The sequence below is a fragment of the Paraliobacillus quinghaiensis genome (assembly GCF_003426025.1).
Taxonomy (GTDB): Bacteria; Bacillota; Bacilli; order Bacillales; family Amphibacillaceae; genus Paraliobacillus_A; species Paraliobacillus_A quinghaiensis.
Window position 1 is genome coordinate 146,959 of sequence record NZ_QJSH01000004.1, and the last position, 14,673, is coordinate 161,631.

Below are 14,673 nucleotides of genomic sequence, written 5' to 3' on the forward strand. Positions count from 1 at the left end.
AATTTCTTAAGTAAATATCTTAAGATATCTTACCATTATTTTAATTGGATTGCTAACCAATATTGATTAAATTTGTACTATTTGCGTATTTTTTTTATCTGGTGTCATTTTACCCCATGTTGTGTCGTTAGTAAATAAAATAATTTGTTGATTCTCAGTCATTTTTTGAAATATTTTAATAATCTTTTCTAGTCGATTTGGATCAAAATGAACAAATGCATCATCAATAAAAAATGGCATCCGCATTTGTTTTTGAAACATTTCACTTAAAGCAATCCGTAATGAAATATATAATTGATCTCTTGCTCCTTGAGATAATTCTGCTACATTAAAATGGACTCCTTCAAAATCTTCAACTTGTAAGATTGCATCTTGATTTGTGACATAAACATTCACGTATTTATTATTAGTAATATAATTAAAATGAAATGTTGTTCGTTCCAATACTTTTGGTAGATAATAATGCTGAAAAACTTCCTTTGTATCTTGCAATTTTTCTATTGCCAATTGATACACAGCCCATTGTTTTGCATGTTGTTGCAATTCGCTTTGTAAAGTATAGTAGCGATGTTTTGCATCTACATATAAAGTGGATGTTTCAAGTTGTTCTAGCTCTAAATGAATAGTAGCTAATTGTTGTTGTTTTTCCTTAATCTCAGCTTGAATCTCCTTTAATTTAGCAGTTACCATGCCAAGAGCTTCATCCTGTTCGACTTTTGTAACTAAATCCCCTTGTGATAATCGCGACCACTCCTGCTCCGATAGAAAAGCAACTAATTGCTGTTGGTAAACTGCTAACTCTTTCTCTAAGGCTTGTTGTTCTTGCTTTTGATTTCCCTTAGTGATGTACTGTTCTTCGTCATTTACTTTAGCCTTTTGCCATAGTTGCTTAATATCAGCTTGATAAGGTTGCAACTTCGATTGAATCGCTTGCTTTTTTGTCACTAAATCATCCGATCTCATTCGGATTTGAGTTTGTTCTTCCATTTTATATTTTTGACCTTCTGCTATTTCTCGTATTGCTTGCAGCATTTTACTTTTATCTTCTTCCTTTTGTGAAAAGTGCTGATAATATGCTTCCTCTAAAGCTAACGAAAAATCCCTAATATCAGCTGCAAGTTGATCAGCTTCCTTAGTCAATATATAAATCTTTTCTGCTTTTTCCATTGCTTTTTCTAAGTGATGATATAGTTTTGGCCAGTGGCTAACCAATACGTCTTGTAAAAATGGGTACTGTTTTATTTGTTCTGTTATTTTTATGGTAAGCATTTGTTGTTTCTGCTTATAGAATTGTTTCCTTTCCTCTAACTTTACTTGCTCAAGTTGAAGATCACGTAATGCATTTTCTGTTTTGTCCACTTGCAGTTGTAGTTGGTTCTGTTCTTGTAAGATGGCTTCTGCTTCTTGAAATTGTCGTTCATCAATTGACTTAATAGTGCTATCATCTGTTTTTGCAACAAATAATGGTTCCATCGATCGTATCGATTGACGAAGAGAAACTTGCTGCAACAGGATAAAAATCAAACCTATTATAGAAAATCCATACCAATAGAAAGTTGATTGTAAAAAACCAATTATTCCTGATATGAGTATTAACCCAAAACTAATTAGACCAATTCGATTTGCATTTCTAATTTTTGTTTGTTTCATTGACTGCCAGCTTTGTTTTTGCTTATTACGGTTAGCTGTCAGCTTATGCTCCGCTTCTACTTGCTTTTTGTGGTCCACTTGTTCAACAAAACGATTAATGGTTGCCTGGTCTAATTGATTTTGTTCATATGTTTGTTTTTCTTTCGCAAGAAAATTCTGCTGTTCTTTCAAAGTTGCTTGCTCATTTTCTATTGTTGCAAACTCTCTTGTAATTTGCTCTTGTTCTTCTTTTATTTCTTGCCATATCTCTTCTGTAGCAAAGGAAAATGAAAAACCTTTAAAGGAGTCAATTGTCAATCCTACTTGCATCAAATGAAGTTCCTGTGTTAATCGTTTCTCTAAGTCTTCTATCGATTTTTTAGTGAATTGTAGTTTATTATCAATATCTTGATGTTTTTTTGCTTTTGTAATTAACTCTTCAAGGCTATTAACTACTTCAGCATTAAGTAAAGATTCCTCTACTTGAATTAATTGCTGATTTTCTTTTTCCAAGTTTGATTCTATTAGTGTCAATTCACTTTTTAACGGATACATTGCTTCTTTTATTTGCTGGTAACGTGTGAGCCCTTGTTCTGGGAATTCAATTTCTGTTGAAAAACTTGCCAATTTCTGTTGTGTCTGATGGAATGCTTCAATTGTTGGATATAAATGAAGCTTTTGTTCCGTTTGTAATTTTTCTTTCCGTAATACTTCATATTCTTCCTGTAATTCTGAAAGAGTATCTTGCAGGATCGTTTTTTCCTGTTGTTTTTGCTGATAACTTTCTACTTCTTGTTCCATTCTAACTAGTTCATTTGTTTTTTCTTCTATCGTTTCAAGCAACTGATTTATTGTTGGTTTTTTTCCATGTGGTTTAAATAATTGCTGTAGTTGTTGATCAAGCCACTTCTCTGTCCAATAGATCTGATCAGTTCCGGTCATACCTATACCTAATAACACTTCTCCAATATCAGCTTTTTTTATCTGCTGTAGTTGTTGTAATGTAACGGAATCAAACGAAAAAATAGCAGAAAAAGCCTGAGCATCTAATCCTTTCAACCTTTGCTGTAGCCATGATTCATCATATTGATTGCCATCCTCATGGTAACAAGTAGCAAGTGCTTTATTTCGATCATGAAGGCGTTCGATTGTAAAGGTACCGCAATCTTCTGTTTGAATCGTTAAACGTCCACCTAACTTTCCACCTTTTTTCGGTAAAAATTGTGCTCGTTTTTTTGGCTGCATACCAAATAACATAAATAACATAAATTGACGCAGTGTTGATTTCCCTGATTCATTTTCTCCATTAATTACAATAAGTGATCCCTTAGAAAAATCGAGAGAAGTTTGAGACCATTTGCCAAAGCCATATATGTCCGCATGTACTATTTTCATCTTTCTTCCTTCCTTAATAATTGATAGATTAACAGGTTCTCTGCTTGGTCAATAATTTCTGTTTCATCTTCTTTGGTAAGCTTTGTTAGATGTTTTCTTGCTTGCCTGTGCTTCCATAATGGCTCAAGCTCTTCCTTTAGTTCAGTGTTTTCAAATGAACGTAGCATTTCACCCAAGAAATGGTCACCTTGTCGTAAAGCTTCTTTATCAATATATTTCTGCTCTGAAAGTTCTATCGCTTGAATCCAGATCCAATCATGTTTGATTGTCATTTTTTCATTTAAAAAGGCAATAACATCTGCGATCATCTCTTCATAAAACCATGTTTCTACTACCTCTTGAAAATTTGTTAACTGGATCCTTAAAATTGTTTTTCCATATGTGTTATGAATTTGTTCTATTTTTTCGTCAAGTGCTTTTTCTAACTGTTGTATGGTTGTGCACTGATTTACATCTAATGTAATAGTTTCAAAACGAATAGTTTGAAGCGGGCAAAACGTTAGATCTACACTATTCCCGTCCATTTCTACATAATAACAACCTTTTTCGCCTGTTTCTTTTTTTGATCTTCCTTGTATATTTCCCGAATAGACAATAGGTGGGGCTTGTTTTAACTGCTGACGCTTATGAATGTGGCCAAGTGCCCAATAGTCAAACCCTTTATTATCTAATTCACTAACTTGAAAAGGCGCATAGACATCATGGTCTGTTTGTTGTTTAACACTTCCATGAAGCATACCTATATGATAAGGCGTGTTTGATACTTTTTGATATTCTTCTGTTTTATTTTTATGTACTGCTCTTTCTAAATAACTAAATCCATAAATGGTTGCAAGTTGCTTTTGATTTTTTTCAAAAATAAAAGACCCAACCGTGTCATCAGTGAAAATATGGACATTCTCTGGGAATTTAAACTGTAATAAACTACGTTGTAAATAGTCGTGATTTCCGAATGAAAGATACACAGCTATCCCTGCGTGATGTAACGTTTCACATGCTTTTAGAAATTGCATTTGTGCGTAAACACTTTGGTTTGTTTGATCAAAAACATCACCGACCATTAGGATAAAATCAACTTTCTTTTTGATTGCTACATCTATTAAATTGTCTAATGCTTTAAACGTGCTTTTTTTTATTTCTTGAAATATTCGATCAGGTAAATGATTCAATCCGGTAAAAGGACTATCTAAATGTAAATCAGCACAATGAATAAACGATAATTTTTCCTGCATTTTATAATCCCTTTCTAACTATCTTTTCTTACTATTATTGTAGCAGACCACAAAAACGAATGCACGTTCGTCAACTAAAAAAAGCTTGTAATAGATTAATCCATTACAAGCTAATTTTTAACTATTCTTTTTTTGATAATTTCATTGCCTGTTTAAAATCTTTTAATGAAGCACCACGGCCATACATTAAAACACCACCACGATATACTCTGGCACCAATAAATGCTAAGAAAGCAATTGTTGCAATCATAATCGCAATGCTTAATCCTACTTCCCAAATCGGAACATCTAGCATGCCTACACGTAAGAACATAACCATTGGTGTGAAGAATGGAATAAACGATGTTACTGTCATAACACTTGATTCAGGTACACTAATTCCAAACATAGCTAACATAAAGGCCACCACGATAAGTAAAATAACCGGCATCATCAGTTGATTGACTTCTTCCATTCGACTAACTAGTGAACCAAGCATTGCCGATAATGTAGCATAAAGTAGATAACCTAGTAAAAAGAACACAATCGCATAAATAAATGTTGCGACAGAAATTTCTGATAAACCAAAGAATTCAAAGAAACCTCCGACTAATTCATCTTGTTTTTGTTGAATCATGATAAAACCAACAATTAAAAACAAGCCGATCTGCGTTAATCCTAAGAGTGCAATCCCGATAATTTTTGCAAACATTTGACTAACAGGGGATGAGCTTGAAATTAAGATTTCCATCACACGTGAAGATTTTTCATTGGCTATATCCATTGCAATCATATTCCCGTATGTTAAAACAGCAAAATATAATAAGAAAAGCATCACATAGACAAGACCACGTGCACCATTTAACTCTTCTTCCGTTTTCGCTTCCCCACCGGATTCGTTTTCAATTGCAACTGTATCAAATTCAATTGGTGCGTAAATCGACTCAAGTACAGATTGATCTATCCCAGCCTGATTAGTTGCCAACGCTACTTTGATTTGTTGTAAATGATTTTCTAATTGTGATTGGATCCTTGTATTGGACAACTGACTTGTATGATAACTTGCAACAGGTAAGTTATCCTTGCTTGACTGAATACTTAAGACACCAACATATTCACCAGATTTAACCGCTTCTTCTGCGTCTTCCACTGTACCATCAAACAATTCAAGTGAAATATTGTTATCCGTCTGAGCAAAATTTTGTGAAAGCATGTCATATATTTCATCTGTTTGATCAACCACAGCAACAATATCCTGTTCATCTTCATTATCAAACAATCCAATAATTGATTGGATATTAGCTAAACCAAGAATAAATACGAGAAAAATTGCAGTCGTTATAATAAATGATTTTGATTTAAACCGAGTCCAGTATGTGTGTTTCAATACAATCCAAAACTTATTCATAAGCTTCACCAGCTTTCTCAATAAAGATATCATTTAAAGATGGTTCTTCTAGCTCGAATCTGCGAACAAAACCTTTATCTTGAATTGCCGCAAAAACTTTTTGTGATATTTCCTCATTTTCAATTTGTAATTTACAGCCCTCTGGCGTTTTTTTCTGTGATACAACTCCTGAAATATCTGTAAGAAAATCTAAATCAAAATCAGCATGAATAAATAAGTTTTTCTTACCAAACGAACGTTTAATCTCTGTTAACTTCCCATGTACTATTGGTTTACCATGTTGCATAATACAGAGATGTTCACAGAGGTCTTCTACAACTTCCATCTGATGGGATGAAAAAACAATTGAAGTTCCTGCCTCTTTTAAGTCCTCCACGGCCTTTAACATCATCTCTACATTTACTGGATCTAATCCAGAAAAAGGTTCATCTAATATTAATAACTTCGGCTTATGGATAACAGCAGAAATAAATTGAATTTTTTGCTGGTTCCCTTTTGATAATTCTTCAACTTTTTTATCAATGTAATCCGGTACTTTAAACCGTTCAAGCCACTCTTCTAATGCAGGAACTATATCTTTTTTATGCATGCCTCTTAATCGTCCTAAGTAAATAAGCTGTTCTCTTACCTTTAACTTAGGATACAGGCCTCTTTCTTCTGGTAAATAGCCAATGTCATTACTATTTCCATAATCAATTGAATTGCCATTCCATGTTACCTTACCTTGTGTTGCATCCATCAAACCAAGAATCATACGAAATGTTGTTGTCTTACCAGCACCATTGGCCCCAAGGAAACCAAATATTTGTTTTTCAGGTATTTCGAGTGAAAGTTGGTCAACTGCAGTAAAATCCCCAAACTTCTTCGTCACCTGTTCCAATTTCAATGTCATTAATGCTTACCCCTTTCTAAAAAAACATCCTTTTTAATAGTACGGTTAAACTTGATAGAAGTTTCACATTAAATAAATAATTCTTCTCTTTATTTGTAAAACTGTTTTTTTGTTGTTTCTCACGAAATCGCCATAAACTACGACGCAAAATAAATATGATGCGACATAACTATTAGCGTGAGTTACCAGTACTCACCCGCTCCTCAAATGAAATTGGCTCCCTTTCCGCAGGCACGACCTCAACTAATTTTTAGAAGAAGATCACTTCTAAAAATGGATTTTCGGTCCGTGCTGTTCCTGCAGGAGTGTCACCAATTTCATTTGATAAGCTAAATAGTCAAAAAATAATTTATACAGACCATTTACTCTTAGTAAAGCTTATTGGGTGTTAGTGTTTTAATCATCATGATTAGGTCTTCTTGTTAGCGAAACAAGTGAAATGTGCGAGACTCCTGTGGGAACAGTACGAGCTGAAGATCCACTCGGAAAGCGGACTTTGCTTATCCGAGTTAGCTGAAGCCGTGCCCACGGAAAGCAAGTACATTTCACTTGAGGAGCGGTGACTCACATTACTAGACTAGTTACGACGCATCATAATATCGACTGTGAAGTTTGATTATTTGAACGTAACAAGGTTTGCGGATTTGATTTCACAAAAAACTCCCGCTATGATGAATAGCAGGAGTTTTAGGTATTATTATTGTTCTTGTGCACCGTATAGTTCTTCTAATGGCTTCGTGATCGTTTTGCTAATGTCATTGATCAAAACATTTAAGTTTTGCTCTTGTTCCATTAGTTTAGAGATCTGATCATGTTGTTGTACAGTCTCTACAACCTTACGTGCTTTTTCAATTTCTTCTTCTGTAATTTCTTGACCTTGCATTTGCTTTTCTTGTAATTCTATTTGCGTATTACGAAAGTCTTCAAACATTTTTTTCGCAACTTCATCAGCCATAACTGTTTCATATGCTTGTTTCAAATTTTGAAATTCATCACTGTTTCGAATTGCTTCTTCTAATTGTTGTGCACTATCTTGAATATTTGCCATCTTGTTAATTTCCTCCTAGATTTCTTACTTAATCATTTTTCTTACTCACTAACTATAACAAACCTATATCCATTATCCAACCAATACGACAATAATTCCTTGAATTAAGCCAATTAAACCGCCTAACAGTGCTCCCAAATAGGTGATTAATTTAAATTCACGTCGTGAAATATTTAGCACGAGTTGCTCCACTCTTTCTAATGGAAAAGCTTGTACTTCATTTTCAACAATTTGTTCTAAACCTAGCCCACTAATAAGTTTTCCTATACGTTTGTTTGCCGCTTGCATCAATTGAGTTGATGCACCAGTGACTATTTGTTCTATTAGATGATTAATGGAACCAAACCATACTTTAAATGGTTGATCAATTATATTATCTACTGGTGCGTATTGATCAATAGTATACCCAATAAGTGTTTCGACCGTATCTTTACCTATTATCACCTCTACTTCCTTAATAGGTTTTTCTAGGAGAAATTCCCATTCCTGCTGCAATAGTTTTTCTAGCTCTTGCTTCATATCTTGTGAGTCTACATAATTTGTTAGGATAGGTTGGATTTTATCAATTATCGTTCTTCCACCCATGACGGAGGCAAACATATTACCAAAGAAACCTTTTTCCGTGAAGTAGGAATCGACTAGTTCTTCCATCTTACTAGTGGCTCCTTCACTTCCAAGGTAGTTAACCCCTCTTTGTTGCAATACTTCTGCTACCATAGGGAAATAACTTACTAACCTTCTTTGTACATTTTCATCTATTATTTCTCCAACTAATTTCGTTGCATTGTCTTTCATCCAATTATCATAATATCCCTTAGCCTTTTCTTGAAGAACTCGTTTTATCTCTACCTCGTCCAATATAAAATCGAATTGTGCAGCTACTGATCGTAGCGTATTATCCGACACAAGTAATTTATTCACTTCTTTTTCTAACCAGATTTCAACTTGTGTTTGAAAATCTTGATTTACTAACTTCTTTCTTAATCCTTCTTCTGTTATTAAATGTTCAACAACCATTTTTCCCAATTGTTTCGCAAGTTCATCTTTTCTTTTGGGAATTAAGCCTGGAGTAAATGGTAACTTAAACTTACCGATATATCTTGCATGATAGGGTCGAAATAGCATTTTAATTGCTAAAGAATTGGTCACTCCTCCAATTACTGCACCAATTGCGACCATCATGAAAATGATTAATACTGTTGACATTTCAAAACACCTTCCCATGTTGCCTATAATAATTTTTGTTGAAGTCTATTATATAGATCTTTTTTAACAATAGAAAGTATGTTATATGTGCGAATTCTTAGTGATTTGTTATAATGAAATAAATGAAAATTAAAGAGAGAGGCTATTTTATGTTGGACAAACTAAAAAAAATTTTCCCAACGTTAATCGAGGGACAGATTAACCAATCAAATTTGAGTAAGCATTACGCTTGGTATTTGACTCCTGACAGTCTACTAATCGGGATAGACAAAGAACAAATAGGACCTAAAGAAAAAGAAATTTTAGACGTTTTTTTACAACCATATGAAGCAACACAAACACCACTGACCAAAAACGAAGAAAAATGGAATCAGTTAATATTCAATCAAAAGCTACCAATCTGGAAAGATAAACCTAAAGTGTACCGATTTGTCTATTTTTCTTTATCTGATGATCTCATTGAAGCGGATGCATTCAAAGAAGCCATTCATGGCATCTTTCCTACTCACACACCTATTCTATGGGAGAATAATCGAGAAGGCATCATAATTGAAGAAACAAAACCTCCACTAGATGAAGAGATAGATTATAACAACATGATTGATGTATTCATGAGTGATTTTTATTTAGATCTCCATCTATTTGTTGGGCCGTTTTTCAGAAATTTAGAGAAGGCTCCAACGTACTATCAATGGGTTAAAAAATGTTCCCATTTCTTGCGTAAGTTTAACAAAGGTCCTGTGATAAATTATGTATCCGGAGCTCCCTATCTATTAATTGAAGCATCTTCAGAAGCTGACTACAGTATATTAATTGATGCGATACTACAAGAGACGAATGATGATGAAGAATTGTTAAAAACAATTCAAGTTTTTTTAGAATCTAATTCCAATACAAGCTTGGCTGCAAAGAAAATGTACATGCATCGTAATAGCTTACAGTACCGTATTGATAAGTTTATTGAAAGGACAGGAATAGACGTAAAACAGTTTGATGGAGCGCTTTCCGTATATCTAACTTTACTACTAAAACACAAAATGAAACACGGTATGTAAGCGTGCACAAATACGGACAAGTTTTTTTGTGCACGTTTGCCATTTACCACTCTCTTAACTTAAAGTAAACTATAAAATATAGATTAAAACGTTTTCAAAAACTAGGAGGGTTTCACATGGCAGAGTTAACATTTAAAAATATTGATAAAGTATATGAAAAAGGTGCATTAAAAGCGGTTGATGATTTCAACCTTGAAGTATTAGATAAAGAGTTTATCGTTTTTGTCGGACCATCTGGTTGTGGTAAATCAACTACACTACGTATGATCGCTGGATTAGAAGAAATTTCAAGCGGAGAACTCTACATTGACGATAAACTAATAAATGAAGTAGCACCTAAAGATCGTGATATCGCGATGGTGTTCCAAAACTATGCACTATATCCACACATGAACGTATATGATAACATGGCATTCGGTTTGAAACTTCGTAAATTTAAAAAAGACGAAATCGATCGTCGTGTACAAAATGCTGCAAAAATTCTTGGACTTGAAGCATACTTAGATCGTAAACCTAAAGCACTATCTGGTGGTCAACGTCAACGTGTGGCACTTGGACGTGCGATTGTACGTGACGCAAAAGTATTCTTGATGGATGAGCCGTTATCAAACTTGGACGCTAAATTACGTGTGCAAATGCGTGCTGAAATCCAAAAATTACACCACCGCCTACAAACAACGACTATTTATGTTACACATGACCAAACAGAAGCAATGACAATGGCAACTCGCCTAGTTGTTTTAAAAGACGGTATTATTCAGCAAGTTGGTGCACCTAAAGAAGTATATGATAAACCTGATAACATTTTTGTTGGTGGATTTATCGGATCCCCTTCTATGAACTTCTTTAATGGAATATTAGAAGAAGGACAATTTGCAGTTGAAAATCATGATGTAAAACTTGAGGTACCTGAAGGTAAAATGAAGATTCTTCGTGACCAAGGTTATGTAGGTAAAGAAATTGTCTTAGGTGTACGTCCAGAAGATATGCATGACGAACCTGTTTTCATAGATGCAAACCAGGGTTCTACCATTACAGCAACTATTGATGTAGCTGAATTAATGGGCTCTGAATCATACCTTTATTCAAAATTTGCTGGCCAAGATTTTGTTGCACGTGTAGATTCTAGAACTGATATCTCTGGTGGTCAAAAAATTGATTTAGCATTAGATATGCATAAATCACACTTCTTTGATCGTGAAACTGAATTACGCATTAAATAATAATTTTTCTACTAAAAGAAGCGGTTTGGTTATACCAAACTGCTTCTTTTTTAATGATAAAAAATTTCCTGAATTGAAACATGATCTGTTTGACCGCAAATTTGACATTGATATACATGGACACACGTGTGATTTGTCTTTGATTGTGTGTCTCCATCAAAAAGCTTCATTCCTTCGTCATCTAAATATGGTGCATAGTCACCTAGTTGTTCAATCAGGCGGCCCTGTTCTTCCATGTTAACCTGGCAATTCGCACACATTTTTGTTGTGTTTTCTAATCCATTACAGACTGGACAAATATACATAAGCTTCACTACTTTCTATTTAAAAGAGACACTGAAAAACAGTGCCTCTTTATATGCCATATACTATTCAATTATTGTTGTGGACCAAATTGTTGTTCTGCTTGTTGAACTAAACGTTTTGTGATTTCGCCACCTACTGAACCGTTAGCACGAGCAGTTTCATTTGCTCCTAATGTCACGCCAAATTCTTGTGCGATCTCATATTTCATTTGGTCTAATGCTTGTTCGATTCCAGGTACTAAAAGTTGATTTGATTGATTTCGTTGTGCCATCTTCTAATCACCTCCTACAATAAATAGTGTGAACAGAAGATGCTAAGTTATTATAAAAATACTTGGTAGTCTTTCCATAATTCTCTGTAGAAAATTAGACCATATCTTTTGGATCAATAAACTGATCAAATTCTTCAGCCGATAAAAAACCTAATTGAACTGCTGCTTCTTTTAACTTCAATTCTTGCTGATAAGCTAACTTTGCTATTTTTGCTGCCTTTTCATAACCAATGTGTGGGTTTAACGCTGTTACAAGCATGAGCGAATCGTTTAAGTATTGAGTCATCTTTTTTTCGATTGGTTCTAAACCTTGCATACAATGCTTATCGAATGAGAGCATGCTATCTGTTAATAATTGTACAGATTGTAAAAAATTAAACGCAATTACAGGCTTAAATACATTCAGTTGAAAGTTCCCTTGACTCGCCGAAAATCCAATTGTTGCATCATTTCCCATAACTTGTGCAGCTACCATTGTAACAGCCTCTGCTTGTGTCGGATTAACTTTTCCTGGCATAATCGAGCTTCCTGGTTCATTAGCCGGAATCTCTACTTCACCTAAACCTGCTCTTGGGCCACTTGCTAACCAACGCACATCATTCGCAATTTTCATTAAATCTGCTGCTAGTGCCTTTAATGCACCATGTGTATGAACAAATTGATCATGACTAGTTAATGCATGGAATTTATTTTGAGCTGAAACAAATTCATTGTTTGTATAGGATGTAATAGCTTGACATACCTTCTGTGAAAAATCTGGATGTGCATTTAACCCTGTTCCTACAGCAGTGCCACCAATTGCAAGTTCTCTGAAATAAACCATACTTTCTTCAATCATCTTTTCAGCCTTAACCAGCATATGATGCCAACCACTAACTTCTTGGCCAAAAGTTAAAGGCGTTGCATCCTGCAAATGCGTTCGACCAATCTTAATTACAGCTTGGTAATCAGTCATCTTTTTTGCTAGTGTATTTTTTAATTTTCTTACACTAGGCAATAGATGATTCTCCAATTGTAAGGTAGCGGACAAATGCATCGCAGTTGGATATGTATCATTTGAGCTTTGTGATTTATTTACATCATCATTTGGGTGTAGTCTAGCCGTGCTGTTTTGTTGCTGAAGCCATTTATTACCCACATTTGCAATCACTTCATTTACATTCATATTTGTTTGTGTGCCACTACCTGTTTGCCAAACAACTAAAGGAAAATGTTCCGCTAAGTTACCGGTTAATATCTCTTCAGCCGCATAGACAATCGCATCCATCTTTTCTTTTTCCAAAAGATCTAATTCGTTATTTGCTATTGCTGCACTGCGCTTTAATATAGCAAAAGCTGCTATAATTTCTTTCGGCATTTTTTCAATACCTATAGCAAAGTTTTTTATACTTCGCTGTGTTTGTGCTCCCCAATACTTCGATTCTGGAACATGGACCTCACCTAATGTATCCTTTTCAATACGAAAACACACGAAAAAAACCCCTCTCAGTAAACTCTCTACATTCATTCTATCGTTTTTTATTAAATATAACTACTCAACTTTTAACACAGTTTTGCTAATTTACATATTCAAATTAAATTTAGAAAAAATCCTTTCTCATTCAAGAGAAAGGATTTTCATTAATAACCATAGCCAAAATATTCTTCTAACGTGATATCTTTATTATATATTTCAGTAGCTATTTCCTCACCGATGTAACGTATGTGCCATGGTTCATAATTATATCCTGTAATATTACTTTTCCCTTCAGGATAACGGATAATAAAACCAAAATCATGTGCATTCTCTGCTAACCAGGCACCTTCACTTGTTTGCCTAAATGATTCTTCTAATAAAGTTGCTGCAGTTTCATTAGCAGATCCAACGTCCATTGCTAAACCTGTTTGGTGTTCACTTGTACCTGGCTTAGCTGAGTATTTGTCTGCATGTTCTTGGCCTTTGTTTTCTACATTGTAATTATAGATTATCTTTTGCCTGTTATAAGAACGAAAACCTGACACAGCAATTAAATCAATCCCCTGCGCTTTCGCTTCAGCAAATAATGCTTCTAGTGCAGTGGCAGCTACTTGTCGCATTTGTCTTTTTGGATCATCTTTAGCAGCATAATGCGCAACATCTGGAACAACTAAGTTATCAGGAGTATATCCTGTTGGAAGCTTTCTTTGTTTATTCACATAAACTTTGGTACTCCCTGGATTATCGACAATATGCAATCCAGTTCCTTCTTCTACTGCAGCAATATGCTTATCTTGTTTTGTTTGTTCTTCATCTTTTTGTTCATTATTTTCTTGTTCTTCGTTTTTGTGTTCTTCCCCTGTACCTTTTGAGCCTTCGTTATTCTTTTCCTCTTCTTGCCCTTGATCAGAATTATCATTATTTTTATTATTACTTGAATCTGATTCCTCTAGATCTATATCATCTTCTTTTGACCTATCATCCAGTTCTTTTTGTTGATGTTGATCACTGTCTTGAGATAAGTTGTCTGGTTGACAGGCAGTTAGCAATAAGCTACTAACAAGGACAAAAAGAAGAAAAATTGTTTTTTTCATATCAAAAATCCTTTCATAAGTACTATCTACTTCTCTTCACTATAACATATCTAGATAACCCTATGAGAATGAAATTATTAGAAAAATTATTGTTAAATTGAAACTTCCTTCAGCGGGAGCTGATAATACAAGAATAAAAAATCCTTGCCAAAGAACCGGCAAGGATAACCTATTTAGTATTCAAGTGTGTATGTTTGGTATTGTTTACTTAGTTGAAGAAACCTCTCTTTATCTTGCTTGTCGATGGAATCATTAATTTGCTTTTCAAGATTAGATTTATTCCAATCTGAAACTAATGCATCCAATATTAGCCTAGAGGCAAGCTTGATCTCAAATGAAATTTCTCGTTTTGCTTCAATTGATGCATTCTTTCTACCATCAAATGCTTTTAACGTGTAATTCACTTTGTGCTTCTTCATGGAACATTTCCCCCTTGTTCCTTTTTTTTATTATCTTAAATTTTAATATAAATTGCAATA

At 34.3% G+C, this 14,673-nt stretch carries 13 protein-coding genes; 2 read left to right on the top strand and 11 right to left on the bottom strand.

All coding sequences use genetic code 11. The annotated features are described in order from the left end of the window. Positions 1-66: 66 nt before the first annotated feature. The 6 genes from D2K40_RS04410 to D2K40_RS04435 all read right to left on the bottom strand — a co-directional run bounded on the left by D2K40_RS04410 (position 67) and on the right by D2K40_RS04435 (position 8,789). Entirely contained in the window at positions 67-3,024 is a 2,958-nt protein-coding gene (locus D2K40_RS04410) for an ATP-binding protein (RefSeq protein WP_117153387.1), read from the bottom strand. Beyond that, positions 3,021-4,256: a metallophosphoesterase family protein gene (locus D2K40_RS04415; protein ID WP_117153389.1), complete on the bottom strand. Its 1,236-nt coding sequence runs from the start codon at positions 4,254-4,256 to the stop codon at positions 3,021-3,023. Before D2K40_RS04415 ends, D2K40_RS04410 begins: the two co-directional genes overlap by 4 nt. Before the next feature lie 121 nt (positions 4,257-4,377). Continuing rightward, positions 4,378-5,643 (bottom strand): ABC transporter permease, encoded by a 1,266-nt coding sequence (locus tag D2K40_RS04420; RefSeq protein WP_117153391.1) that lies wholly within the window; start codon positions 5,641-5,643, stop codon positions 4,378-4,380. After that, positions 5,636-6,535: an ABC transporter ATP-binding protein gene (locus tag D2K40_RS04425; RefSeq protein WP_117153393.1), complete on the bottom strand. Its 900-nt coding sequence runs from the start codon at positions 6,533-6,535 to the stop codon at positions 5,636-5,638. Before D2K40_RS04425 ends, D2K40_RS04420 begins: the two co-directional genes overlap by 8 nt. A gap of 697 nt (positions 6,536-7,232) precedes the next feature. Then, positions 7,233-7,583 carry a YlbF/YmcA family competence regulator gene (locus D2K40_RS04430; protein WP_117153395.1) on the bottom strand — a complete coding sequence of 117 codons (351 nt, stop codon included), beginning with the start codon at positions 7,581-7,583 and terminating at the stop codon, positions 7,233-7,235. 72 nt (positions 7,584-7,655) lie between these two features. Further along, entirely contained in the window at positions 7,656-8,789 is a 1,134-nt protein-coding gene (locus D2K40_RS04435) for a DUF445 domain-containing protein (RefSeq protein ID WP_162879133.1), read from the bottom strand. Between the two features lie 149 nt (positions 8,790-8,938). Between D2K40_RS04435 and D2K40_RS04440 the strand changes: the two genes are divergently transcribed. Together D2K40_RS04440 and D2K40_RS04445 are read left to right on the top strand one after the other, a co-directional pair. Beyond that, positions 8,939-9,844 carry a PucR family transcriptional regulator gene (locus tag D2K40_RS04440; RefSeq protein ID WP_162879134.1) on the top strand — a complete coding sequence of 302 codons (906 nt, stop codon included), beginning with the start codon at positions 8,939-8,941 and terminating at the stop codon, positions 9,842-9,844. Between the two features lie 116 nt (positions 9,845-9,960). After that, positions 9,961-11,067 carry an ABC transporter ATP-binding protein gene (locus tag D2K40_RS04445; RefSeq protein WP_117153401.1) on the top strand — a complete coding sequence of 369 codons (1,107 nt, stop codon included), beginning with the start codon at positions 9,961-9,963 and terminating at the stop codon, positions 11,065-11,067. Between the two features lie 50 nt (positions 11,068-11,117). On the opposite strand, the gene D2K40_RS04450 is transcribed toward D2K40_RS04445, so the two are convergent. The 5 genes from D2K40_RS04450 to D2K40_RS04470 all read right to left on the bottom strand — a co-directional run bounded on the left by D2K40_RS04450 (position 11,118) and on the right by D2K40_RS04470 (position 14,613). Next, positions 11,118-11,372 carry a hypothetical protein gene (locus D2K40_RS04450; protein ID WP_117153403.1) on the bottom strand — a complete coding sequence of 85 codons (255 nt, stop codon included), beginning with the start codon at positions 11,370-11,372 and terminating at the stop codon, positions 11,118-11,120. 71 nt (positions 11,373-11,443) lie between these two features. After that, positions 11,444-11,644, bottom strand: coding sequence for an alpha/beta-type small acid-soluble spore protein (locus D2K40_RS04455; protein ID WP_117153405.1), 201 nt, complete (start codon positions 11,642-11,644; stop codon positions 11,444-11,446). Between the two features lie 94 nt (positions 11,645-11,738). Beyond that, complete coding sequence (gene fumC, locus D2K40_RS04460) at positions 11,739-13,115, bottom strand: class II fumarate hydratase (protein ID WP_117153407.1); 1,377 nt, start codon at positions 13,113-13,115, stop codon at positions 11,739-11,741. A 149-nt stretch (positions 13,116-13,264) separates the two neighbouring features. After that, entirely contained in the window at positions 13,265-14,194 is a 930-nt protein-coding gene (locus D2K40_RS04465) for a M15 family metallopeptidase (protein WP_117153409.1), read from the bottom strand. 173 nt (positions 14,195-14,367) lie between these two features. Then, on the bottom strand, positions 14,368-14,613 hold the full coding sequence (locus tag D2K40_RS04470; protein WP_117153411.1) for an IDEAL domain-containing protein: 246 nt from the start codon (positions 14,611-14,613) through the stop codon (positions 14,368-14,370). Positions 14,614-14,673: the final 60 nt, after the last annotated feature.

What these genes read in the sequence shown, in the direction of transcription:
- D2K40_RS04410 (WP_117153387.1), bottom strand. Translation starts at nt 3,024, where the DNA reads ATGAAAATAGTACATGCGGACATATATGGCTTTGGCAAATGGTCTCAA.
- D2K40_RS04415 (WP_117153389.1), bottom strand. Translation starts at nt 4,256, where the DNA reads ATGCAGGAAAAATTATCGTTTATTCATTGTGCTGATTTACATTTAGAT.
- D2K40_RS04420 (WP_117153391.1), bottom strand. Translation starts at nt 5,643, where the DNA reads ATGAATAAGTTTTGGATTGTATTGAAACACACATACTGGACTCGGTTT.
- D2K40_RS04425 (WP_117153393.1), bottom strand. Translation starts at nt 6,535, where the DNA reads ATGACATTGAAATTGGAACAGGTGACGAAGAAGTTTGGGGATTTTACT.
- D2K40_RS04430 (WP_117153395.1), bottom strand. Translation starts at nt 7,583, where the DNA reads ATGGCAAATATTCAAGATAGTGCACAACAATTAGAAGAAGCAATTCGA.
- D2K40_RS04435 (WP_162879133.1), bottom strand. Translation starts at nt 8,789, where the DNA reads ATGTCAACAGTATTAATCATTTTCATGATGGTCGCAATTGGTGCAGTA.
- D2K40_RS04440 (WP_162879134.1), top strand. Translation starts at nt 8,939, where the DNA reads ATGTTGGACAAACTAAAAAAAATTTTCCCAACGTTAATCGAGGGACAG.
- D2K40_RS04445 (WP_117153401.1), top strand. Translation starts at nt 9,961, where the DNA reads ATGGCAGAGTTAACATTTAAAAATATTGATAAAGTATATGAAAAAGGT.
- D2K40_RS04450 (WP_117153403.1), bottom strand. Translation starts at nt 11,372, where the DNA reads ATGTATATTTGTCCAGTCTGTAATGGATTAGAAAACACAACAAAAATG.
- D2K40_RS04455 (WP_117153405.1), bottom strand. Translation starts at nt 11,644, where the DNA reads ATGGCACAACGAAATCAATCAAATCAACTTTTAGTACCTGGAATCGAA.
- D2K40_RS04465 (WP_117153409.1), bottom strand. Translation starts at nt 14,194, where the DNA reads ATGAAAAAAACAATTTTTCTTCTTTTTGTCCTTGTTAGTAGCTTATTG.
- D2K40_RS04470 (WP_117153411.1), bottom strand. Translation starts at nt 14,613, where the DNA reads ATGAAGAAGCACAAAGTGAATTACACGTTAAAAGCATTTGATGGTAGA.